Consider the following 22,731-nt stretch of genomic DNA (forward strand, 5'->3'; position numbering starts at 1 on the left):
TCGAGGTGTTTTATAACGTAACATCCAAGCCGTGTATAAAAAAGTAGACAGTTGTATATGAATTTGTTGAAAAAAGAATACACATTACTGAGGGGATTTGAAAAAAGTAATGCTATACGATTTGGCATGATACTTGCGTTGGAAATAGTATCAACGTATAGGGGAGAGATAGAAATGAAGGTTAGTAAAATATATACAACGATTGATGCACACGTAGCTGGGGAGCCGCTTCGAATTATTACGGGCGGAGTGCCAGAAATAAAAGGGGAAACGCAGCTGGAAAGACGCGCATACTGTATGGAACATTTGGATTACCTTCGTGAAATTCTGATGTATGAACCGAGAGGGCATCACGGAATGTACGGTTGTATCATTACACCGCCAGCAAGTGCCCACGCTGATTTTGGTGTTTTATTTATGCACAATGAAGGATGGAGTACGATGTGTGGTCATGGCATTATTGCTGTCATTACAGTTGGAATTGAAACAGGCATGTTTGAAGTAAAGGGTGAAAAACAAAAGTTCATTATTGATAGCCCAGCCGGAGAAGTTATTGCGTATGCAAAATATAACGGGAGTGAAGTAGAATCTGTATCATTTGAAAATGTCCCTTCCTTTGTATACAAAAAGGACGTTCCTATTAAAATAGATAACTATGAATTTCAAGTAGATATCGCGTTTGGAGGAGCATTTTATGCTGTAGTAGACTGTAAAGAATTTGGCTTGAAAGTCGATTTCAAAGACTTATCTGCTATTCAAGCGTGGGGCGGTAAAATTAAGCACTACATCGAGAGCAAAATGGAAGTGAAGCATCCACTTGAAGAAGGATTAAAAGGGATATACGGCGTTATTTTTTCAGATGAACCGAAAGGGGAAGACGCAACTTTACGAAATGTAACAATCTTTGCTGATGGGCAAGTAGACCGTTCTCCTTGCGGTACAGGAACTTCTGCGAGAATCGCAACTCTTTTTGAAAAAGATGCTTTACAAAAGGGAGAAATTTTCGTCCATGAATGCATTACTGACGGGAAATTCGAGGGGGAAGTATTGTCGGTAACCGCAGTAGATACATATGAAGCTGTCGTTCCAAAAGTAACGGGGCATGCCTTTATTACAGGATTTCATCAGTTCGTTGTAGACCCGAGAGATGATTTGAACCGTGGATTTTTGTTAGGATAGAAGGAGGGGGTGGAAAGATATGCTAGTCATAAGTGCGAACGAACAAAGAAACTTAGTAAATATGAATGAAGTTATTGAATACGCGGCGCTTGCTTTAAAAGAATTTTCCGCAGAAAGAACAATCACGCCAATTCGAGGTTCATTACTATTTGCGAACGAGAAAAATACGGCATTAATTATGCCTTCAGTAGCGGAAGGGCTTGAGGCACTTGGCTTAAAAGTAGTAACAGTAGTCCCCGAGAACAAAAAGGTAGGAAAGAAAACGATCAACGGGATTGTGATGCTATCAGACTTTCAAACGGGAGAACCGCTCGCACTTTTAGAAGGATCCTACTTAACGATGATTCGAACAGGCGCCTTATCAGGAGTAGCGACAAAATATTTAGCTCGTCATAACGCAAAAACGTTATGTATCATCGGGACGGGTGAACAGGCGAAGGGAATTGCTGAAGCTGTATTTGCGGTAAGAGCTATCGAAAAAGTCATTTTATACAATCGAACAGAAGAAAAGGCGTATGTATTTGCGGAGTATATACAAGAGAGATTCAACAAACCTGCATATGTTCACACAAATGCAAATGAAGCAATAAGCGAAGCAGACATCATCGTCACAACTACGAACGCATCCACACCAGTCTTCTCAGAAAAACTACAAAAAGGCGTCCACGTAAACGCCGTCGGCTCATTCAAACCGAGCATGCAAGAACTACCATCCCACGCCATCGCGGGAGCAAACAAAGTAGTAGTCGAATCAAAAGAAGCAGCACTAGAAGAAACAGGTGACCTTCAAGTTCCAGTGCGAGAAGGTTTATTTGAAGCAAGCGACATCCACGCCGAACTCGGCCAAATCATAAGCGGAGAAAAAGCCGGCCGCGAAAACGACGAAGAGATTACTATTTTCAAATCAGTTGGTTTGGCGGTAGTAGATATTATCGTTGCGAAGTATTTGTATGAGAGAGCGGTGGAGCAAGGAGTAGGGAATAAGATTGAGTTTTGAGGGACTGCCTTTTGGTGGTCTTTTTTGTCAGGATGGGTGTGCTAGTATTTATAATTAAATACTTTTAATATTATGTTTAAATATATGAATTCTGCGCGGACATCACATCATTCATTCAATTGGTGTATGAAAAAAGCTGTACCTCTAATAATTAGAGGTACAGCTTTTTACCATTCACGCCATTCTTCTGTTATATCTTCTTCAGATTCTAGACCAGCTATTCGTGCTGCTGTATCGATAAATTCATAGAGATCTTCTCTTTCCATTGTTTCGATAAAATAGTCATGTTCGTCATTTAATTCATTTATGTTAAGAACAACCTCTTTAACAACATGCATTATTTCAACTTCAGTTGGATTTTTTCCCAATTTCTCTAAATTATTTATGTAAGTGTCAAGAACTGTATTTGTTGCACTTATATTTTCTTCAGTAAAAAATTCCCCATCTTCATCATACTCAACCCATGAGGTTGTTGGTTTATTTTTTTTCAATTCATCAAATGTCATGATAACCTCCTAAATGTGTTTTTTGTCTTTAATCCCATTCTACATTTTCGATCATATAAAACAATCATTTTAGAGGGATTTTCTGTAAGTTGATAGTTTTTTAACTCATTTTATGAGGCTACTTATTCGTGGTCTTTTTATTTTCTCCTCCGCATAAATATAGTTTATCCCGCATTAACGGGCAGTAAGACTCCCACCTCAAAACTCGGCGAATGCGGAGGAGTTAGGTGGGAGTCGGGCTGCCCGTAAAAGCCCGATTGGTTCAACTAATAATCAGTGGGGGATGGACAACCCCCCCACTGATTAAAGTTTCACTTTATCGCAAGAATGCATGAATAGATTAAAAACTTTCTATCTTTGGGAAAAAGTTTGACAATACATACGGGTAGTGGTAATTTAAAACCTATAAGAAAACTCGGTATTAATTCCGAGTTTTCTTATAGGTGTAAATAGTCGAGAGGGGTCGAAATATGAAGAAGAAGTTGTTTGTATTACCATTTGTCCTACTATTATTTATTGCATTAGCTGCTTGTTCAGGGGAAAAAGATTCGAAGCAAGCGGGCACTAGTAAATCAGGGACTCCGAAAGATGGAGGAACGTTAACGATTGGCGTTAGCGATAATCCAGATACGATGAATCCGCTTTATGCGAATGATCGTGTGTCATTAACTGTGCAGCAAGCTTTATATGCGCCGCTGTATCATATGGAAGACGGTAAGAAAAAGTTTGTTCTTGCTGAGAGCTTTACGCCTTCAGAAGATCAATTAACGTGGACATTGAAATTGAAAGATAATTTGAAATGGCATGATGGTAAGAAAATTACATCAGACGATATAGCATTTACATTCCAATCTATTTTAGATGAGAAGCAAAATAGCTCAAGTCGTGAAAACTTTATTTTTAAAGGAAAGCCGCTTGAGGTGAAAAAGGTAGATGAGTTAACAACTCAATTCGTTTTACCACAAGTAAGCGCATCTTTCGAAGGTGTGATGAATGATTTCTTCCCGATTCCGAAACATGTATTTGAAGGGGAAGCAGATTTAGCGAAGAGTAAGAAAAACTTACAACCTGTAGGGTCAGGTCCGTTTAAGTTTAAAGAATATAAATCAGATGAGTACGTTGCATTAGATCGATTCGATGATTATGTAGGTGGGAAAGCTAAATTAGACTCTATCGTATACCGAGTTGTAAAAGACCGTAATACAGCAAATGTTTCACTGCAAAATGGTCAAATCAACATGAAAATGATTGAGCCGCAAGACTTTAAGAAATTAGATAGCACTGGGAACTTCTCAATGGTGACATTCCCTGAAGGTAGATTATTCTACTTATCTTATAACATGAATACTGATCTTATGAAGAAAAAAGAAGTGCGCCAAGCAATTGCGCATGCGTTAGATAAAAAAGAAATGATTAACTCAGCATTCGTTTCGGGTGAATTTGCAGAACCAGCAAATTCAATCTTAACGCCAGACGCTATGTATTATGCGAAAGATATTAAAGACTATAAGTATGATAAAAAAGAAGCGAAAGATTTATTAGCAAAAGCTGGCGTGAAAGATAAAGAAAAAGTACGCGTGATGTATGTAACGAATAATAAAATCATGGAAAGCTTAGCGCTTTATACACAACAAAAATTAAAAGAAGTTGGCTTAGAAGTTGAACTAAATGCATTAGATGCTAGTGCAGCAAGTGAAAAAGGCTTAGATAAAGAGAATAAAGAATATGACATTACATTTGGTGGTTACATAATGGGACCTGAGCCAGATTCATATAAGAGCTTATTCTTAAGCAATGCTGAATACAATTATGCACGATATAAAAACGCTGATTTCGATAAGTTATGGGAAGAAGCTGCAGTTGAAACAGATAAAACAAAACGTGCAGAGCTATACCATAAAATTCAAGAAACAGCTAGAGAAGATGTACCTTATCTACCAATCGCATATCCGAAAGCAGTTATTGCAGTAGATAAAAAGTTTGATGGATTAAAAGAAGCAAAAGCAATTCCTGTCACAATGTTTGAAGATCTATCTAAGATTTATGAAGTGAAATAAGAAACAATAAAGAAGCTGGTGGAAATCAGCTTCTTTAGCTTGAGGGGGGAAGTTTGTGTATAAAGTAATTGCGAAGAGGCTTTTAAATGCAATTCCGCTTTTATTTGTTATTTCTATTATTTCTTTTCTATTAATAAAGCTAGCGCCGGGGGATCCTGTTCGAAACTTTGTAACGCCAAATATGAGTCCAATTGATGTGGAGCGTATTCGCAAAAGTTTAGGACTAGATCAACCAATTTACGTGCAGTATTTTTTATGGTTAAAAAACATTTTAACAGGGAACTTTGGTTACTCACTTCAAAATCATCGTCCTGTTTTAGATCTTATCGCAGAAAGATTACCCGCAACAATTGGGTTAATGGGATCATCTTTACTCGTCTCATTCGTAATCGCAATACCACTTGGACTATTTACAGGTGTGAAAAAGAATTCATTCTTTGACCGCATTGTAAACTTTATTTCATACGTTGGTATTTCTATGCCGGTTTTCTGGTTTGCACTACTATTAGTCTACTTATTCTCTTTAAAATTGAACCTACTTCCGAGTATGGGTATGCGCACCGTAGGTAAAGATTCTGTTTGGGATATTGTGCAACACGGCATTTTACCTTGTATGGTGCTAGCGTTCCAAAACGTATCTGTTTATATGAGATATATTCGTTCAAGTACGATTCAGCAATTAGAAGAAGAATATGTACAAATTCAATATGCGTACGGTGCTTCAAAGAAAACGGTTTTATTTAATCACGTACTTCGAAATGTATTAATACCAATCATTACAATTTTCGGATTATCGATTCCAAGTTTAGTAGGCGGAGCATTTATTACGGAAACAGTATTTTCATGGCCGGGTCTTGGTTCACTTGGGGTAAATGCTATTTTTAGATTTGATTATCCGATTATCATGGCAATTACATTACTATCATCATTCATGTTAATTCTCGGTAACTTAATTGCTGATATTTTATATGGCGTAGTAGATCCGCGCATTCGAATGAGGGGGTGATTTGGAATGAATAATAGGAGATTTCAAACGATAAAACATAGCTTTACGAAAAATAAGTTTGTTGCAATGGGAGTTATTATACTTGCGATTTTAACGGTCGCATCAATTTTCGCATTCGTATCGCCGTACGATCCTAGCAAAATGTCGATTCCAGATCGCTTACAAGAACCAAGTATGAGTCATCCTTTCGGAACGGATGATTACGGAAGAGATTACTTAACGAGAGCGTTATATGGCGGACGAGTTTCACTTGCGGTCGGTTTTCTTGCGATGGTTGTTTCTATTACAATCGGTACCGCAGTTGGAACAATTAGCGGATATTTTGGCGGAAAGTTAGACAACTTCTTAATGAGGGTTGTTGAAGTACTTATGTCAATTCCATCATTCTTTTTAATGCTACTATTAAATGCGTATTTAAAACCAGGAATTACGACGTTAGTTCTTATTATCGGATTACTAACATGGATGGACACCGCCCGTATTGTAAGGGCAGAAACGTTATCTGTAAAAGAGCGTGAGTACGTTTTATACGCAAAAGTATCAGGACAAAAATCACTTATGATTATTGTAAGACATATCATTCCTAACATTTTATCAACCATTATTATCGCTGCGACATTAACAATTGCGACATCGATTTTAATGGAATCATCACTTAGTTTTTTAGGTTTAGGTATTAGAGAACCAGATTCTTCTTGGGGCAGCATGCTAAACAATGCGCAAGGATATATTGGTGAAGCTTGGTATTTAACACTCTTCCCAGGATTCCTTATCCTTTTAACGGTACTTAGTTTTAACGTAATTGGTGAAGCATTGAAGAAAGCTTTCGCACCAAAAGGAGCCGGACATGAAAACTAAAGTGTTAAGTGAAGGGAGTGAGAAGCGTGTCTGAAAAACTACTAGAAGTGAAAAATTTAAAGACTTCTTTTTTCATAGAAAGTGGCGAAGTTGAAGCGGTTCGCGGCGTTACATTTCGCTTAAATAAAGGAGAAGTAGTCGGTATCGTTGGGGAATCTGGAAGCGGAAAGAGTGTAATGGCGAAGTCCGTTATGTCTCTCGTTACGTCACCAGGAAAAGTGAAAGAAGGGGAAATCCTTTTTCATAATGAAAACATACTTTCTAAATCTGAAAAAGAATTGCGTTCTATTAGAGGAAATCAAATTTCACTTATCTCTCAAGACCCAATGTCAGCGCTAAATCCGGTCGTGAAAATTGGGAAACAAATGATGGAAGTAATTATACGTCATCAAAAAGTGAAAAAGAAAGAAGCAGAGCAAATCGCGGTCAACTTGTTAAAACAAGTCGGTCTTTCTTCACCAGAAGAAAGGGTGAAACAATATCCGCATGAACTAAGCGGAGGTATGAAGCAGCGAGTTATGATCGCAATGGCGATGTCTTGTAACCCTGACCTTCTCATTGCGGACGAACCGACGACAGCACTTGATGTAACGATACAAGCACAAATACTAGATTTAATGAAAAACTTAAAAAACGAAACGAACATGGCGTTACTTCTTATTACGCATGACTTAGGAATAGTCGCACAAAACTGTACACGCGTTATCGTTATGTATGGCGGACTTATTATGGAAGAAGGACCTGTACTTGATATTTTCCAATCGCCGAATCATCCATATACGAAAGGGTTATTAAACTCTCTGCCAAAAATCGCAAACGGCGTAAAAGAAAGACTTGCTCCCATTCAAGGTGTAACGCCAAACTTATTAAACCCGCCACAAGGTTGCCCATTCGCAGAGCGTTGCCCGCATGCGATGGACATTTGTGAAAAAGAACGTCCGCCATATTTTGAAATTGGAAACGAAAGACGTTCCATGTGCTGGCTAAACGATAGGGCGGTAGGTGATTTTCATGCATGAAGAAAACTTAATTGAAGTTCGGAACTTAAAAAAGTATTTTCCTATTAAAAAAGGACTATTCGGCAGAAAAACAGAGCAATTAAAAGCAGTCGATGATTTAAGCTTCACTATTAAAAAGGGTGAAACATTCGGGTTAGTAGGAGAATCTGGATGCGGAAAATCAACGACAGGAAGAAGTATCATTCGCTTACACGATGTCACTTCAGGTAACGTTTTATTCGACGGAAAAGACATCGCAAGTTTAAAGGAAAGTGAACTAAAAGAATATAGAAAACGAATGCAAATCATTTTCCAAGATCCATACGCATCATTAAACCCGGCAATGAACGTATTCCAAATTATTAGCGAGCCAATGAACATTCACGGCTCTTACGAAAAAGAAGAACAAAAAGAAATCATTTTAGACCTTCTGAAAAAGGTAGGATTAAAAGAAGAACACTTATATCGCTACCCGCACGAATTTAGCGGAGGCCAAAGACAGCGCATCAGCATTGCGCGCGCACTATCTGTAAAACCAGATTTCATCCTATGTGACGAACCAATCTCAGCACTAGATGTTTCCGTCCAAGCACAAGTCGTAAACATGCTGCAAGACATCCAAGAAGAAACAGGCGTCACATACTTATTCATCGCACATGACCTATCCATGGTAAGACACATATCAGATCGAATCGGAGTCATGTACTTAGGAAACATAGTAGAAATTGCCGACAGCGAAGACCTATACACAAAACCGGCACATCCATACACACAAGCACTACTCTCATCCATGCCAGAACCAGATCCAACAAACATAGGCAAAGAACGGATCATCCTAGAGGGGGAAGTTCCAAGCCCGCTCAACTCACCGTCCGGCTGCAAATTCAGAACGCGCTGCAAATTCGCTACTGAAAAATGCGCACAGGAAGTACCGAAGATGGTGGAGATTGCGAAGGGGCATCAGGTGGCTTGTCATTTGTTTTAGGGGGAGAGCACTAGGGGGACCTGGTGCTTTTTTCTTTTGTGTTGGGGTGTGGGATTGGTTGTAGACTAATGGTCAGTGATTGTTTATAGCTGCATTTCCTGTTATATAATTTTCCTTATTTTTCAACTATAATTGTAATGATATGTTAGATTGTATATTTTATCCTTAATATATTTAATGGAAGGGGGACTCTCTATGAAATTGCTTCGTTCATTTCTCATTTTGACTCTTGTTGTATTGTTAAGCGCATGTAATACAGCAACAAAAGTCACAAAGGTTCAAAAAAATGGCGAAACGACTTTAACAATTGGTTCTTTGCAAGGGTATTACGATGTACAAACGCTTAAAGCTGAAAAAGGAAATGTGGAAATTCCTTATGAGGCAGCAGTTGAAGAAGGTACGATTTTATTGCAAGTCACAAAAGATGATAAGGTCATTTATGAAGAAGAAGTCACTTCTCAAAAAGAAGGTTTGATTTCTTTTGAAGCGCCAAAACCCAGGTCATATGATTTAATTGTACGCGTGAAGGGTGAAGAAGAGAAAGCGAAAGGGATTCAAATACATACGAAGCTATGAAAAAACGGCAAGCGGAGTATACTCGCTTGCCGTTTCCATTTCCAGTTGGTTCTGGCATAACAAATGCTCATCAATTTTAAAAAGTAAACGTAAAGTAATTCTAAAATATACAATATTTCACTTTCGGCGATGTAATCTCTAATAAAAGATTCAATAAATTTCATAATATAAATAATTAATTCTAATCATTAAAAATCCTACTTTTTCTTACTTTAATTGTTTCTAAAATATAAAGAAGAATACCTAAACCAAATATTTTTTCAGCATTAGAAATATTATTACCTAATTTAATAATCGGTACATTTAAGCCAAATCTTTCACTCCATTCTAAAGGCATATATCCCCTCTTGCAGTTTATTAATATACGATCATCCATTGTACGAAAAGACGTTTCGAAAAAATCAAATTCCACTTCTATCTCAGAAATTTTTATCTCTTTTTCATTCATCAAAGAACCACGTACCATTCCAAATCCTTGTATCATATTTTCTTTAAACATACCTACACAATTATAATTCGAATCATAAATAGCCCAATCATAATTTTCAACTTCACTTTGAAAATACGCAAGAATTTCTCCATCACTTGCTTCCAATCCAAAAACTTCTTTGTTTTTTAAAATAGGTAATGTTGAAGAAATCATCTTTGTTCCTGCTACATATCTTCCATCAGGAGTATATAAACCTAAATGTTTATTATTTCTGGGTAATTCTAACAAAACATAAGTATCAATATCCCAAAATGTTAAATCATTTTTAACTATATTTTTTTCTAGTAAATTTCCTTTTCTTAATTGCCAAAATCCAATACTAAAAAATACAAGAGAAGCTATAATAATTAAGATTACTGGTCCCCAATTAATATTACCCCAAGTATTATACATACCAATTAATCCATAAAGAAAAAGCCCAGTTCCAATTAAACACTTTAACTTCCCCTTTTTTTTATAATACTCAAATAATTCCACGCAAACACCTCTATCAGTTGGTCTTAATATTCCAATTATCCTTCAAATGGGGGGCACATTACCGAAAGTAAAAAATTGTACGCTAAGGGTGTAAAAGCCTATTATAGCAGGTTTTATAGACGTTATATTTACCTTTATAATAAAAGAGGATGTGGAGTAACTTGATTATTCTTAATCATTCGACAAAATGCAACAATTTAAGATCGTGTTTTTTGCTATGATAAGTAAGAAATTTACATATCGTGTTATTGGGGGATAAAAAGAGATGTTGAAAAAATTTACTACATGTATTTTAGGTGGCGCTTTAGTATTCAATTTATCTGGTTGCGGCAATACATCCGACAAAACTTCTTCAGAATCTAAAGAAACCAATTCTAAACAAGAAGAAAAGAAAGTGCAAACAACTGATGAGGCGAAAACGAAAGAAAATACAAAGCAGAAAAATACAGAACAAACAAAAGAGAAATCAAAAATAAAAGAAAAAGAGTATGCTGTAAACAAGGATTTTCATACGCCTAAATTTGATGTAACTGTAAAAAGAGTTGTAGAAAGAGATAAGGTTGGTAAAGAGAGTATAGGATTCCAAAAACCTGAAGATGGACATGTCTTTATTGTTGTAGAAGCAGAAGGGAAAAATATCACAAACGAGCCGATGAAATTAGCCGTTTTACCATCAGTGGATTTAGTGGATGAAAATGATAATGCTTACCAAAGTGATGTGTTGGCAGCTAGTAGTTATGCGGTTGAAAAAGGCGAGACCTCTACTATTACTAAGGGATTAAAACCAGGGGAGGTAATGAGAGAAAGTAAAGTTTACGTGATTAATAAAGAAAAATTTGATACAGGAAAGTGGTATGTAGTTGTTAACCATGAGTATAAGGAACAAATTAAATAGTGTTTATTTATGAAGAGGAGATGGCTCCTCTTTTTTTTTACAAGTTAACACAGAATTTCGTTATAATGTAGAAATTTAATGTTTTCGAAAAAAAGAATTGACTTCTATATTAGTTGTAACTAAAATGGTTACATAAAGGCGTAATTAATTTAGTTACAACTAATATCTGCTAAAAATATGATTTATATATTTAATTAAGGATGGTGGTCCATACGTTGCCACCCGGTGTAGAAAGTTACTAACACATTCAAATCAATGCATATTCCAAGCTTTAGTATTTTCTGTTACGGGGCAATAAGGTGCAATGTTATCTTTTGTTAAAAACCTTGGTGGATCTTTCTTTAGAAATATTAGTTTTTGGGAAATATAGTAAGGCATCTAAAAAAGAACAAGGTATAAAAAGATGTACCTATATAAACCAAAAATTTAGTTGAGCTGGATAATAAAAAAAGGTAGGAGATTTAAATGGAGACGAAACAAGATAATCTTATTTACGTATGGGATGCATATTGTGGATGGTGCTATGGTTTTTCAGAAAGTATTAAAGGATTTTACAAAAACCACACTGAAGTACCATTAACGGTTTTATGTGGAGGGTTATTTTTAGATAATTTACCAATGAAAAACTTCTCATATATAGAAGAAGGAAATAAAAGAATTAATCAACTTACAGGTGCTGAATTTGGTCCTTCATATCAAAAATTGGTGGAGGAAGGGACTTTTAAAATGAATTCGAAAGATGCTGCAATTGGTTTTTCAGCTTTACGCTCATTAGCGCCAGACCGTTTATTAGAATTCACTTCGGCTATGCAAAAAGCATTTTATTATGAGGGCCAAAGTCTGAGTGATCCTGAAACATATCGCAAGATTGCAATCGAGCATGGTTTGGACCCTGAACAAGTGTTAGAACGTTTAAACGCTCAAGAAACAATAATAGATGTCCAAAATGATTTCAATAAAGTTCGACAGCTTGGTGTTAATAGCTATCCTTCATTACTTTTACAAAAGGATAATCAAATTATTCCTATTGGTGGTGGCGTAATGACACCGGATAAAATTGAAGCGCGTTTTAAAAATTTATATTAAGAAAATTTAGGATATAGTAGCAAACATGTTATCTTAGGCCACCTGACATTCATCTCCGGAATATTCGCTAGTACTATTACACTTTCAGATAAATGGGAGTGGGAGATTTTATCCCGCTTTAACGGGCAGTAAGACCCCCACCTCAAAATTCAGTGGAAGCAAAGAAGTTAGGTGGGGGATCAACTGTCCGTAAAAGTCCGATTGGTTCAACTAATAATCAGTGGGGGATGAACAAAACCCCCACTGATTAAAGTTTCACTTTATCGGAACAAGGTAAAAATATGATAATTAGTTAATAACTTTAACAATAGGAGAATAACATACTATGTTTAAAACAATCGATACAAATCAAAAAGATGTGAAATTAACGGTGTTTAGTTCGGACGAAAAAAGCTTTATGGTCACAGCAACATTAGTTGAGAAAGCAGGACATGCATTTTTAATAAACTCAAAATTTACGCAATCTGATTCGAAAGAAATTGTAGAGTATTTGAAAAAAAACAACTTATCTCTAGATAAAATCTTTATTATTCATGGGGATCCAGACTACTACTTTGGATTAGAGAGCATTAAAGCCGTTTACCCAGAAGCTATAGCGTATGCAACAGAGTCTACTGTTGAACATATCGTTCATTCTGTCTTAGGGAAATTAAAAGTTTGGAAAGACGCCCTTGGAGAAAATGCACCAAGTAACGTGGTATTACCTCAAGTATTTAAAGAAAAAGCGATTGATTTTCAGGGGTTAACATTTGAACTAGTAGGCTTAGATCATTACAGAACTAGCCTATTTAATAAAGAACTAAAAGTATTAATTGGTGGTATTGATGTATTTAACGAAATACATGTATTCTTAGCGGATACTAGCTCAAAAGCGGCTATGGAGGCATGGATTGAGAACTTGAAAGTATTACAAGCATTACATGCTGACATAATTGTGCCTAGCCATGGATCAATCGAAAAATCCCTAAATAATCAAGCACTTACTGCGACAATGGATTATCTAAGAACGGCGGTTCAAGCTTCTGAGGAAAGTGGAACTTCAAAAGATTTTGTGGCAAAACTTGAAGCAGCATATCCAGGCTATGCAAATAAAGGTGTATTAGAATTAAGTGCAAAAGTTGTTACAAAAGAAATGCCTTGGGGTTAATGATATGAATAAATATCAAAAACTATTACATGAAACGTATGTGTTAACTGGCGAAGGGAAATTGGATGCGTTCAAAACGTATTTAAGTGAAAATGTATCTTGGACAGAAGCTGCTGGGTTTCCATATGCAGGTACTTATATAGGTCCAGATGAAGTAGTGAAAAACGTACATGAACGTCTTGGCACGGAATGGAATGACTATAACGCTAAAGATGAAATTTATACTTTTAATAACAATACTGTTATCGTTTATGGAAAATATAGTGGAACATATAAAGCTACAGGGAAGTCATTTGTAGCAGATTTTTGTCATCTTTATAAGTTTGATGAGAACGATAAGGTTAAGAAGTTTATTCAAATTGTGGACAGTGCAACTGTTAATGAGGTATTAAGTTAGAGTTAATCGTTTCTAATATGCCTTGTATAGGGGGAGGTTAGGATAAATGAAATTCCTAACATTATCCCTGACATTACATTTTGGGGAAGGTTTCTCCTTCTTCAAGCTTTTTATAGAAGAAAACTTATTTAAGTAGAAGAGGTAGGTATATATGAAATTAGAGAAAAATTTAATCATAACAATTATTTCTGTATTTATTTTAGGAGTAGTTTCGACTTTGGTATATCAAGCTTCCACCGGTAATAACAAAGGGAACTCAATAAAGAGTGAAAATGTCGCTTCTGTATCAAAAGAAGTAAAAGAAAATGAAAAGAATAAAAAGATGGTAGTTGATTTCTATAATGAAGTTTTTAACAAACATAATATCGATATTATCCCTAAATATGTTAGCGAAGATTATAAGCAACATAATCCTTTTGTTGCTGATGGACGAAAAGCCTTCATGGATTTCTTTAAGGAGGATTTTGTTAAAAATCCTAATTCCTCTGCAGAGATTAAACGTGTAGTAGCTGAAGGGGATACAGTTGCTCTTCATGTACACTCTCGTACTAATTCTCAAGATAAGGGAGTTGCTATAGTGGATATATTTCGTATCAAGGATGGAAAGATTGTCGAACACTGGGATGTAATTCAAGAGATTCCAAGTGAAGCAGTTAATAATAATACGATGTTTTAGAGAGAAGATATATTTAATAATTGTTTAAATGATAGTGCTGTATAGAGTTTAGAAATTTAAATAATTAGTCATCAAATTTGGAAATCATTTAAAAATAGCATATTAAATGATGGCACAAATTAATACGAAATAGCTCTTTAATAAAAAATCCTACTCATTAAAAAATGAGTAGGATTTTTTATTAAAGAATAGTGCTAATTTTGTGGTTCGGCACCATCTAAATTTGGAAACCATGAAAGTATAGGTACTCTATATCCACGTAAAGTAAAATTGTAATTTTTTCCTTCTTTTATGTTTGCTTGCAGATCCACTGAATTAAACTTCATCATAAGAAGGCTATCCTCATTAGAAATAACTTTTTGGGTTCCATTTTTTTGCTCAACCTAGTACAATCTCATCAATATAAAAAAGGACCACCATTACTGGCAGTCCTTTTTTGGTAGTTTTAGAAATTAAATTATAACATATTAATATGCAAATTAAAAATATACCTTTACAAAAGATACTATAAGTTTTTTATAATTCTTGATTTCTCAATTTTCATTGCATAATGAATTTTTCTATGGGTATTAACAACTAACATTAAAATTATCAATTCACTAGATTATTAGAAAAAACTGGTTATCTATATAATTATTTGGTAAAATATAGATATAATTTAAGAGGGTAAAGTTAATATAGATCAACTAAGTAATGCTAAGAAAATGTTTTATTGCATAAAAAAAGGCTCCATTGCTGGAGCACTCAAAATAAACAAACGAATTAAAACAAGAAACAGACAATTTAACTATATAGATAAAACATAAATAAATCTATATATATGTAAAAATGCATATAAAAACTCTATTTATTGATGCTATAATAGGTTTACTCGATGATTGTTATATTTTTTTTATGGTTTTTAAGCAATAAATACCTTCTTAACACCAAGTGTACAAGAAAAGAAGACATCTTAAGTGATGTCTTCTTTTCTTATATAATAACAACACAATAAAATTAAGATGGTTCAAGTGGGAGGAAGGCACCTTTGGGTATCTTTTCTTTGTCAAATTTGCCTAATAGGTGCAGCACTACATTGCTATCAAGTTCAAATATAATTTTCATCCAAAACAAAAAAACGAGCTGAATTCACATAAATAACTATGGAAGAAAACAAAAACTTGGGATTAAAGAACTTGTGATGTATGACTATATTGGCTGTTTTTATTCAGAAGGATATATTAATCCTGAGTATACATTTGTATTTAATCATGAGGATATCGAAGAAATTATATTTGTAGGTTTTATAGATGAGGAAGAAGAGGCATTTGTAGGATGAATATGATCTAGAAACAGGTAATCTTCAAATTCCGATAAAACTAGCAATCTCCACGCCGAACTTGGACAAATCCTAAGCGGGGGAAAAACGGACGCGAAAATGATGAAGAGATTACTATTTTCAAATCAGTTAGTTTGGCTGTAGTAGATATTATCGTTGCGAATTATTTGTATGAGAAAGTAGTGGAGCGCGGGATGGGATTGAGCTTTGAGGGACTGCCTTTTGGTGGTCTTTTTTGCATAAAATCTTGTAAAGCTAGAAAAAGTAGGATATTTAATGATTAGAATTGAATATTCATATTCTAATATTCAATAGAAAGATAAAACGTTTAAAAGTTCAGAATAATAGATTATAATATGTTTAGTAAAATTAACCAATAAATATTTTGCTCATTATGTATTAAAGGGGAAATGAAAATGGCTGGACAAATTCGTATGTCACCAGAGGAGCTTAAATCGAAAGCGGCTCGATATGGACAAGGTGCAAATCAAATTGAGGACATTTTAAGTCAACTACAAAACTTGCAAAATGAATTAAGAGGAGAATGGGAAGGTCGTGCTTTTGAAGGTTTTGACCAACAGTTCAATCAATTAAAGCCAAAGGTACAAAACTTTGCACAGCTATTACAAGAGATTAATATGCAGCTTAATAAAACTGCAGAGGCTGTTGCTTCTCATGATGAAGAATTATCACGTAATTTCGGTTTGAAATAAAAATTGTCGTACTCTATATAACAAGTATTTTAAATGAGCCATACAGCTTATATTGTATGGCTCATTTGATTGCATGCCTAGAGCGAGTGATATTGATAGGGATATATATTTAATGAGATTTCTTTGATGCATTTGGAAAACTTATAGAAAGGGTTTGAAAGAATGGGACAATTTCAAAGTGATTTACAAACAGCAACGCAAATTGCTACGAAAATGGGATCAGCCTCTGATAGGATTCAAAGTGCAACAAGTCGTTCCATAACAAAAGCGACGCGTACAACACTATCTGTTAACTTCAAAGCACAAGAAGCGAATCAGCAAGTTTTAGACTTGACGAAACAATTTTCCGCTGCCTTTCAACAAGCGGTTGATAATATTCATTCGGTATCTAATGAATTTGAGAGAATGGATAATGAACTTCACAACACTTTTCGCTAATGTGACAACCTACGTAAAGTAAAATAGTAGGAGGAAAAAGATGAGTCAACATATTGAAAAACAAATTAATCAAGTAAATCAAAAGTTACGAAGTGTATTTGAAGAACAAGACCGAAATCAATCTGCGATTCAAAAACAGGAAAAAGTAGAGGAAGATTTTCATGTATGGAAGAATCAAAACCATCGTTTGTTTGATCGTATTTTAGGAACTTGGCATAAAGATAGAGAAATGTCATTGTTTTTTATGGATATTCGTCAAGAAGCACAATACATCGAACGAAAACTTACATTTGAATTGGAAAGCCAAAAAGAAACATTGTTTAAAGAGAAACGAGATCTTAGTGATTTAGAAAATGATCTTTCATATCAGCAACAACAATTAGTAAAGGAGGCTAATTCATGAGTTTAAATATGTATTTGGGAGAAGTACAAAACCAAACTCAAAGTATGAATGCTGTATGTACGGCCACCATTCAAGGTATGGAACAAGCAATTCAGTCGATTGATGCTTTTGCAACTGATACTGTGTTACAGGGGCAAACATATAGCAGTGCAAAAGCATTTTTTGTACAAACTTTTCGACCTTTGGCACAAGGAATCATTTATTTGTGTGAAGAATTAATCCGTCAGAATGGTGCTTTTCCAAGTCAATTTCAATCACAAGTCGCTTCCACAGATGTAATTGAACAAGAGATATTAGAACAAATTCGGGAAATTGACCGAATGAAAACAAGTATGGAAGCTGTCAATCAAGCTATGCCAATGCCGGGTATGGATGCCATGGTAAATCTTTTTATTGTTATGAGGCAAAAACTGCAAGAAAAGCTGGATCATTTGTATCAATTCAATCAGACCTCTAGTAATAATTATAGTACAGCAATTCAATTAGCAGCGAGTATTGCTGCAGGTCTTGCGGAAGTCCAAAGTGGGAAAGGGTTTAGTGTTGTCAGCGGTACATTTAGTACGCAAGTATTGAACATGGGATGGACAACATCTATTCAAAAAATTACAGAAAAGAAAACTCATGAAGCTGATAAAATAGCACAGGCAGGAACTAAAAAAGATGATAAGGATAACATTAAATATTTTACAGGTAAAGCAGAATGGAAAGATGGAGATCGTGTTGGAGGAGTTTTAGAAGGTTCTGTGATTGATGGTAAGGAGCCTCTTGGTAATAACAGCGAGTGGAACATGAAAGCTTTATCTGGAAAAATAGATGTAAATGTGCCTTTTTCTTTTGATGCTGCTAAAGATGATTTAATGGCTGGAAATATTATTGGAGCAAAAATAGAGGGATCTGCTTTAGAAAACTCCTTTAAAATAACAAAAATAAAGGTTCCAATTACTACTTTTATTGGGCCCATTGGACCTATTAGGTTTACTCCGCAAGAGTTAACCATTACTCAAAAGTTTGGCGAAGCAAACTTTACAACAGGTGTGGATCAATATACATTAAAAATTGCATCGGAACTTACTGCTAACAAATATGAAGCAGAGTTAAATCTTTTTCATATCCCAGATTTCGTTCCATTTATAGGAGACCATGATGTAATAGCAAAAGGGGAATTAGGATTAGGTACATTCGGTTATAAAGTAAAGCTTGGAGCTGAAACCGGGGGATACTTCGGGGAAGAGTTTGGCCTTGGAGGATTTATCAAATTTGAAAAACCAAAGAAAGAGGAAAGCTGATATGCAAGCATTTAAAGTTGGAAAATTAGTCACATTCGTTGCAATTATAATACTTCTTGTAGTTGCTATTTTATCTCCTTACAGTTTATTTAAAAAGATTTATTTTATTATTGGGGTTCTTATTATTGGTGCAATTTCACTTGGTGCAAATAAATTTTTTGAACTGGTACATAGTAAATTTAACAAGAAATGATATTACCTATGTGATAGGGGAATTCAAAATATGAATAAATTGTTAAGGATTCTTACCATTGTTGGGGTACTTATTCCCCTTGTAGTAATATGTAATTTACCTGAAGCTTCTTCAAAAGAAAAAATCCTTTTTACAGTCATTCAATTATCTATTGGATTTGCTTTTATAATTATTTTAGAATTTATATTCAGATATAAAAAGAAAAAGGAGAGCAAATAAATGAAACTATTACCTATTGGCTCAGTTGTTAAACTAAAAGGTGTAGAACCAATCATTATGATTATCGGAAGAATGGTTATTTCAGCAGATAAACGTGATTTTGACTATGTAGGTGTTCCTTATCCAGTTGGTTATTTAGGTGATGAAAAAGTATTATGCTTTAATTGCGATAAGATTGTAGAAGAATTACACAGAGGTTACATGACTGAAAATGAATTGATATTACGTGAGAAATTGTTGAAAATATAGTTTTTTATTACAATTGAATTAAATACAAAACGTATCTAGTACACTATCTTTTTCTTCCTTACTGATGCCAATATATTTAAGTGTAATTTGTGAGGTGCTATGATTGAGTATTTCTTACAACATAGCGACATCTTTTGTTTATTTATAGAACCAATAGCCGAAGGTTTTGCGCATGGTGTGAGTCCTAATAGATTCGATACCGGCAAAATCTCCGGCTTTTTGAAATTTTTGATAAGCCTAGATCTTATTAATGGGGTGATCTTCTTTTCGGGAAGGGAATAATATTTCACAGAAGGTGTAAAATGGGATGTTGATTTAGATGGTGATGGTGAAGATGATAGTATTAAGGATATGGTGAAAACGAGCGCGAAAAAAACTTGGTCAACGGTAGCGGGGTGGTTTAATTAACATGAAAAAAAGTCTAGATTTTAATAAGAAAGCTTTTGCACATTATATGGCTCTTTATCCTGTAAATGAAATAAGAGTCCACGTAATTGTCCTTGTCCTTTTGGGGGCAGACGTGTTTGTTCTCTTGCCTGCGTTTGCGAATCCTTTTCAATTACTCTATGTATATATAGTAACTCCTCCAGTTATTTTTTTAAATTTGTGGGCGATATGGATTGCTATCAATCCTCGGAAACGACAGTTACAATACACTCTATTTCGAGGAGTATATGGCACCATATGTTCAGTCGGATTATTAGTTATAACTCAAAAATATGCTTATGAAGTGTTACAATTACAAACTCCTATCTATTGTATTCTTTCATTTGGTTTGTATAGTTTTGCTTTGTATCATTTTTATAAAAATCATATTGAAAAACTTCAGGAACCAAGAAAAAAATCAAAATCATCGAAAGGAACTGGTGGTGTAAAAGTAGCAGCTATTGCAGCGGGATTGGGGCAGTTAATTGCTAATATAATTCTTAGCATTGCAACACAACAGATGGGTGCGATTGTATTTATGTGTGCATGCACAGTGTTTTCGTTTGGTTTGTTTTATATGATTATAGAACTCCATAAGTATTATTATTTACGGAAGCATATAGAAGATGGAGGGAAAATACGTATAGGCTTTTAAAGAGAATTTGTTGCATTTCAAGTATATAATCGCATTCTTCTTCTAGTTGGTTAAAGGATAGAAAAAATAGGAGGGAGAGTTAATCTCATGAATGTGGAATTATATTTAGATAGCAGAGATAACTTTTTTCTATTTTGGGTGATAGGGATAAATAATACTTAATCGAAAACGACAGGATGGTGCAAGTGAGATTCTGCGCTATTTAAATAATCTTTGAAAAATATATCAGCCGTATAAGAAAGGGCGGAGAATTATGCAATTTTCTAAAGAAAAGCTGTTACCAAATGGCTCTATTGTTCTGTTAAAAGGAGGGACAAAAAAGGTTGTAATTTACGGGAGAAAACAACTACTTATGGTTGAAGAACCGGTTATGTATGACTACATAGGCTGTTTTTATCCAGAAGGATATATTGATCCTGATTATACATTTGTATTTAATCATGATGCTATTGAAGAAATTATATTTGTAGGTTTTATAGATGAGGAAGAAGAGGCATTTGTAGGATTGCTTAATTGAATGTGATTTAGAAACAGGTGACCTTCAAATTCTGATAAAACTAGCAATCTCCATACCGAACTTGGGCAAATTATAAGCAGGGAAAAAGCTGGACGCGAAAATGATGAAGAGATTACTATTTTCAAATCAGTTGGTTTGGCAGTAGTAGATATTATCGCTGCGAAGTATTTGTATGAGAAAGCGGTGGAGTGCGGAACGGGGAATAGGATTGAGTTTTGAGACTGCCTTTTGGTGGTCTTTTTTGCATAAAATCTTGTAAAGCAAGTAAAAGTAGAATATTCAATAGAAAGATAAAGTGTTTAAAAGTTCGGAATAATATATTACAATGCGTTTGGTGAAATTAACCAATATATATTTTGCTCATTAGAAGTTATAGCAGGTATTGACGATTACTCCTTAAAGGCAGCATCGGAAGCTTCTACACTTAAGTATGAAGTAGAAGTAAGTATGCTACATTTTCTAGATTTGTTACCAATTATTGGAGATTCAGACCTGAAAATTAAAGGTGATTTGTGATTGGGTGCAATAGGTGTGAAAGGTAGCGTTAGAAAAGAAACTGGTATAACAGTTCCTGTTTTAGAGGGGTTTACTATGGGAAGTAGTTTTAAATTTGAAAAACCTGAGGAGAAAAAATGATATGAAAACTCCATCATATAAACCATTATATATTTTAGTTTATGTCGTAATATCTGTATCTATTATAGGATTAATGATTACTCCATCCAACAATTGGTGGGAAAAATTGTTAGGAACTATCGTTCTCATTCTTTTGGGAGCAGGTTTAATATGTTTTTTTAAATTCGGAAGTTGGGCGCAGGAGAAATTTTATGATAAATTTACAAAAAAACGGGATTAATATAAGACTGGAGTAATTAAGATATGCGTACAATAAATAGAATTCTGACTTTTACTGTATGTATTATGTTTATATTGTTAATTGGGGTTTCTTCTACTATACGGTTAGAAGATAAACTTTTACTTATAGGTCTGTCACTAATTTGCAATGTTATTGCATACTTTACAGTAGAGTATATCTATAAACGTATAGACAATAAGAAAAAGAATTGGATTTATAATTCGCAAAATTCATTTAATATTTAGAAGGCAAAAGTATCAATGAAACTATTACCAAATGGTTGGTTTTACAGTAGCCCAAGCCGGAATAGAACTAGAGAATATTAAAGGATTTGGAATAGGAGCTGAGGCTAAAGTAGCTCTTGCTACTGTAGATTTAGGTGCTCATGTGGAAAATGGAAATTTACATATAGGAGCTGAAGCTACTCTAGTAAAATATGAGAGTGCTATAAAAATTCCTATTCCATTTATGGATAAAAAGTTACAAACTGGGGGATCAGCATCGCTTGGAACACTCGGGGGATCTTTTGAAGCTGGAAAAAGTGGATTCAAATTCCATGCACCATTTGGTCCTGATGTAGGTTTATGGGGATTTGGTTTAGAAGTTAATGTTAAGGAATAAAGGAGATAAGTAGCATGAATAAAAAAGTGAAACAATTTAAATATTTTATGATTATATTAGCTTGTATTGCAATTTTTGGTACAATTTTACCTAATGCATTGGATCCAAATGAAACATTAGCAGGTAACATTTCGGTTGCAGTTTTTGGTACAATTGGTACTTGTTTGTTGTTTTCTATCACTTATTTCCTTATAAAAAAGGCTATTTTAAGAAGGGGAAACTAAGATGGTACAAAATTTAGAGTTAGAACTACTTCCAATAGGTTCGGTTGTGAAATTTAAAACATGGGAGCAACCTTTGGTGATATATGGTAGAAAACAGGAAGATTCAAAAACTAAGGAAACTTGGGATTATGTGGCATGTTATTATCCTATTGGAAATGTTTCAACTGAATATAATATATTTTTTAACCATGAATACATATCAGAAGTTATTTTTACTGGTTACATAAATGAGGATGAAATTAAGTTGCGTGAAGATTTGAAATAATAATTTGGAATTTATAAC

At 34.6% G+C, this 22,731-nt stretch carries 29 protein-coding genes and 3 pseudogenes; 29 read left to right on the top strand and 3 right to left on the bottom strand.

All coding sequences use genetic code 11. The annotated features are described in order from the left end of the window. Positions 1 to 174: 174 nt before the first annotated feature. Together MKY21_RS04610 and MKY21_RS04615 are read left to right on the top strand one after the other, a co-directional pair. The gene (locus MKY21_RS04610) at positions 175 to 1,179 is read left to right on the top strand and encodes a proline racemase family protein (protein WP_341075547.1); all 1,005 of its coding nucleotides are present in this window, start codon (positions 175 to 177) and stop codon (positions 1,177 to 1,179) included. Between the two features lie 19 nt (positions 1,180 to 1,198). Continuing rightward, on the top strand, positions 1,199 to 2,176 hold the full coding sequence (locus MKY21_RS04615) for an ornithine cyclodeaminase family protein (RefSeq protein WP_341075550.1): 978 nt from the start codon (positions 1,199 to 1,201) through the stop codon (positions 2,174 to 2,176). 167 nt (positions 2,177 to 2,343) lie between these two features. Here MKY21_RS04615 and MKY21_RS04620 read toward each other — a convergent pair whose 3' ends face one another. Continuing rightward, a complete protein-coding gene (locus tag MKY21_RS04620) occupies positions 2,344 to 2,682 on the bottom strand; it encodes a hypothetical protein (RefSeq protein ID WP_109139978.1) in 339 nt (112 codons plus the stop codon). 470 nt (positions 2,683 to 3,152) lie between these two features. Between MKY21_RS04620 and MKY21_RS04625 the strand changes: the two genes are divergently transcribed. The 6 genes from MKY21_RS04625 (at position 3,153) to MKY21_RS04650 (ending at position 9,162) form a co-directional block, all read left to right on the top strand. Continuing rightward, on the top strand, positions 3,153 to 4,739 hold the full coding sequence (locus MKY21_RS04625; protein ID WP_000727701.1) for an ABC transporter substrate-binding protein: 1,587 nt from the start codon (positions 3,153 to 3,155) through the stop codon (positions 4,737 to 4,739). 55 nt (positions 4,740 to 4,794) lie between these two features. After that, on the top strand, positions 4,795 to 5,745 hold the full coding sequence (locus MKY21_RS04630; RefSeq protein ID WP_000278771.1) for an ABC transporter permease: 951 nt from the start codon (positions 4,795 to 4,797) through the stop codon (positions 5,743 to 5,745). Between the two features lie 6 nt (positions 5,746 to 5,751). Beyond that, entirely contained in the window at positions 5,752 to 6,603 is an 852-nt protein-coding gene (locus MKY21_RS04635) for an ABC transporter permease (RefSeq protein WP_001065278.1), read from the top strand. Positions 6,604 to 6,629: 26 nt separating this feature from the next. Beyond that, positions 6,630 to 7,622: an ABC transporter ATP-binding protein gene (locus MKY21_RS04640; RefSeq protein ID WP_001291149.1), complete on the top strand. Its 993-nt coding sequence runs from the start codon at positions 6,630 to 6,632 to the stop codon at positions 7,620 to 7,622. Next, a complete protein-coding gene (locus MKY21_RS04645; protein ID WP_000544130.1) occupies positions 7,615 to 8,586 on the top strand; it encodes an ABC transporter ATP-binding protein in 972 nt (323 codons plus the stop codon). The genes MKY21_RS04640 and MKY21_RS04645 overlap by 8 nt, the downstream gene beginning before the upstream one ends. Positions 8,587 to 8,781: 195 nt before the next feature. Further along, complete coding sequence (locus tag MKY21_RS04650) at positions 8,782 to 9,162, top strand: BA_1872 family lipoprotein (RefSeq protein WP_341075556.1); 381 nt, start codon at positions 8,782 to 8,784, stop codon at positions 9,160 to 9,162. Between the two features lie 181 nt (positions 9,163 to 9,343). On the opposite strand, the gene MKY21_RS04655 is transcribed toward MKY21_RS04650, so the two are convergent. Beyond that, complete coding sequence (locus MKY21_RS04655) at positions 9,344 to 10,129, bottom strand: ABC transporter ATP-binding protein (protein ID WP_341075558.1); 786 nt, start codon at positions 10,127 to 10,129, stop codon at positions 9,344 to 9,346. A 265-nt stretch (positions 10,130 to 10,394) separates the two neighbouring features. Here MKY21_RS04655 and MKY21_RS04660 point away from each other — a divergent pair, with 265 nt between their 5' ends. The 14 genes and pseudogenes from MKY21_RS04660 (at position 10,395) to MKY21_RS04725 (ending at position 19,149) form a co-directional block, all read left to right on the top strand. After that, positions 10,395 to 11,024, top strand: coding sequence for a hypothetical protein (locus MKY21_RS04660; RefSeq protein ID WP_086411023.1), 630 nt, complete (start codon positions 10,395 to 10,397; stop codon positions 11,022 to 11,024). A 465-nt stretch (positions 11,025 to 11,489) separates the two neighbouring features. After that, entirely contained in the window at positions 11,490 to 12,110 is a 621-nt protein-coding gene (locus MKY21_RS04665) for a DsbA family protein (protein WP_000448622.1), read from the top strand. A 325-nt stretch (positions 12,111 to 12,435) separates the two neighbouring features. Next, positions 12,436 to 13,257, top strand: a complete 822-nt coding sequence (locus tag MKY21_RS04670) for a hypothetical protein (protein WP_000477273.1) — start codon at positions 12,436 to 12,438, stop codon at positions 13,255 to 13,257. 4 nt (positions 13,258 to 13,261) lie between these two features. Beyond that, positions 13,262 to 13,654 carry a nuclear transport factor 2 family protein gene (locus MKY21_RS04675; protein ID WP_341075562.1) on the top strand — a complete coding sequence of 131 codons (393 nt, stop codon included), beginning with the start codon at positions 13,262 to 13,264 and terminating at the stop codon, positions 13,652 to 13,654. Positions 13,655 to 13,805: 151 nt separating this feature from the next. Next, a complete protein-coding gene (locus MKY21_RS04680) occupies positions 13,806 to 14,330 on the top strand; it encodes a nuclear transport factor 2 family protein (protein ID WP_341075563.1) in 525 nt (174 codons plus the stop codon). A 1,141-nt stretch (positions 14,331 to 15,471) separates the two neighbouring features. Then, positions 15,472 to 15,648: pseudogene (locus MKY21_RS04685) on the top strand (DUF4176 domain-containing protein); the annotation flags it as partial. 116 nt (positions 15,649 to 15,764) lie between these two features. Beyond that, a complete protein-coding gene (locus tag MKY21_RS04690) occupies positions 15,765 to 15,932 on the top strand; it encodes an ornithine cyclodeaminase (protein ID WP_242280889.1) in 168 nt (55 codons plus the stop codon). Positions 15,933 to 16,064: 132 nt separating this feature from the next. Continuing rightward, a complete protein-coding gene (locus tag MKY21_RS04695) occupies positions 16,065 to 16,361 on the top strand; it encodes a WXG100 family type VII secretion target (protein WP_000918591.1) in 297 nt (98 codons plus the stop codon). A 162-nt stretch (positions 16,362 to 16,523) separates the two neighbouring features. Beyond that, the gene (locus tag MKY21_RS04700; protein ID WP_000529641.1) at positions 16,524 to 16,799 is read left to right on the top strand and encodes a TIGR04197 family type VII secretion effector; all 276 of its coding nucleotides are present in this window, start codon (positions 16,524 to 16,526) and stop codon (positions 16,797 to 16,799) included. Positions 16,800 to 16,839: 40 nt separating this feature from the next. Then, the gene (locus tag MKY21_RS04705; protein ID WP_000077666.1) at positions 16,840 to 17,202 is read left to right on the top strand and encodes a DUF3958 family protein; all 363 of its coding nucleotides are present in this window, start codon (positions 16,840 to 16,842) and stop codon (positions 17,200 to 17,202) included. Further along, positions 17,199 to 18,488, top strand: a complete 1,290-nt coding sequence (locus MKY21_RS04710) for a T7SS effector LXG polymorphic toxin (protein WP_341075566.1) — start codon at positions 17,199 to 17,201, stop codon at positions 18,486 to 18,488. The genes MKY21_RS04705 and MKY21_RS04710 overlap by 4 nt, the downstream gene beginning before the upstream one ends. 1 nt (position 18,489) lies before the next feature. Then, on the top strand, positions 18,490 to 18,681 hold the full coding sequence (locus tag MKY21_RS04715; RefSeq protein ID WP_001147556.1) for a hypothetical protein: 192 nt from the start codon (positions 18,490 to 18,492) through the stop codon (positions 18,679 to 18,681). Between the two features lie 30 nt (positions 18,682 to 18,711). Continuing rightward, entirely contained in the window at positions 18,712 to 18,900 is a 189-nt protein-coding gene (locus MKY21_RS04720; RefSeq protein ID WP_097999439.1) for a hypothetical protein, read from the top strand. Then, the gene (locus MKY21_RS04725) at positions 18,901 to 19,149 is read left to right on the top strand and encodes a DUF4176 domain-containing protein (protein WP_000771613.1); all 249 of its coding nucleotides are present in this window, start codon (positions 18,901 to 18,903) and stop codon (positions 19,147 to 19,149) included. It begins immediately after the preceding gene. An 18-nt stretch (positions 19,150 to 19,167) separates the two neighbouring features. On the opposite strand, the pseudogene MKY21_RS04730 reads toward MKY21_RS04725, so the two are convergent. Next, positions 19,168 to 19,431: pseudogene (locus MKY21_RS04730) on the bottom strand (tyrosine-type recombinase/integrase); the annotation flags it as partial. Positions 19,432 to 19,558: 127 nt separating this feature from the next. Between MKY21_RS04730 and MKY21_RS04735 the strand changes: the two are divergent. The 7 genes and pseudogenes from MKY21_RS04735 to MKY21_RS04765 all read left to right on the top strand — a co-directional run bounded on the left by MKY21_RS04735 (position 19,559) and on the right by MKY21_RS04765 (position 22,713). Then, positions 19,559 to 20,230, top strand: a complete 672-nt coding sequence (locus MKY21_RS04735) for a hypothetical protein (RefSeq protein ID WP_341075569.1) — start codon at positions 19,559 to 19,561, stop codon at positions 20,228 to 20,230. 253 nt (positions 20,231 to 20,483) lie between these two features. Beyond that, on the top strand, positions 20,484 to 20,747 hold the full coding sequence (locus MKY21_RS04740) for a DUF4176 domain-containing protein (RefSeq protein ID WP_001160636.1): 264 nt from the start codon (positions 20,484 to 20,486) through the stop codon (positions 20,745 to 20,747). Between the two features lie 48 nt (positions 20,748 to 20,795). Next, a pseudogene (locus MKY21_RS04745) lies at positions 20,796 to 20,966 on the top strand (ornithine cyclodeaminase family protein); the annotation flags it as partial. Positions 20,967 to 21,384: 418 nt separating this feature from the next. Next, on the top strand, positions 21,385 to 21,603 hold the full coding sequence (locus tag MKY21_RS04750; RefSeq protein WP_341075571.1) for a hypothetical protein: 219 nt from the start codon (positions 21,385 to 21,387) through the stop codon (positions 21,601 to 21,603). A 276-nt stretch (positions 21,604 to 21,879) separates the two neighbouring features. After that, complete coding sequence (locus MKY21_RS04755) at positions 21,880 to 22,224, top strand: hypothetical protein (protein ID WP_002163866.1); 345 nt, start codon at positions 21,880 to 21,882, stop codon at positions 22,222 to 22,224. A 14-nt stretch (positions 22,225 to 22,238) separates the two neighbouring features. After that, positions 22,239 to 22,448: a hypothetical protein gene (locus tag MKY21_RS04760; protein ID WP_001036924.1), complete on the top strand. Its 210-nt coding sequence runs from the start codon at positions 22,239 to 22,241 to the stop codon at positions 22,446 to 22,448. A gap of 1 nt (position 22,449) precedes the next feature. Further along, a complete protein-coding gene (locus MKY21_RS04765) occupies positions 22,450 to 22,713 on the top strand; it encodes a DUF4176 domain-containing protein (RefSeq protein ID WP_000250498.1) in 264 nt (87 codons plus the stop codon). The last annotated feature ends 18 nt before the right edge of the window (positions 22,714 to 22,731 follow it).

Source organism: Bacillus sp. FSL R9-9497 (assembly GCF_038005805.1).
Taxonomy (GTDB): Bacteria; Bacillota; Bacilli; order Bacillales; family Bacillaceae_G; genus Bacillus_A; species Bacillus_A cereus.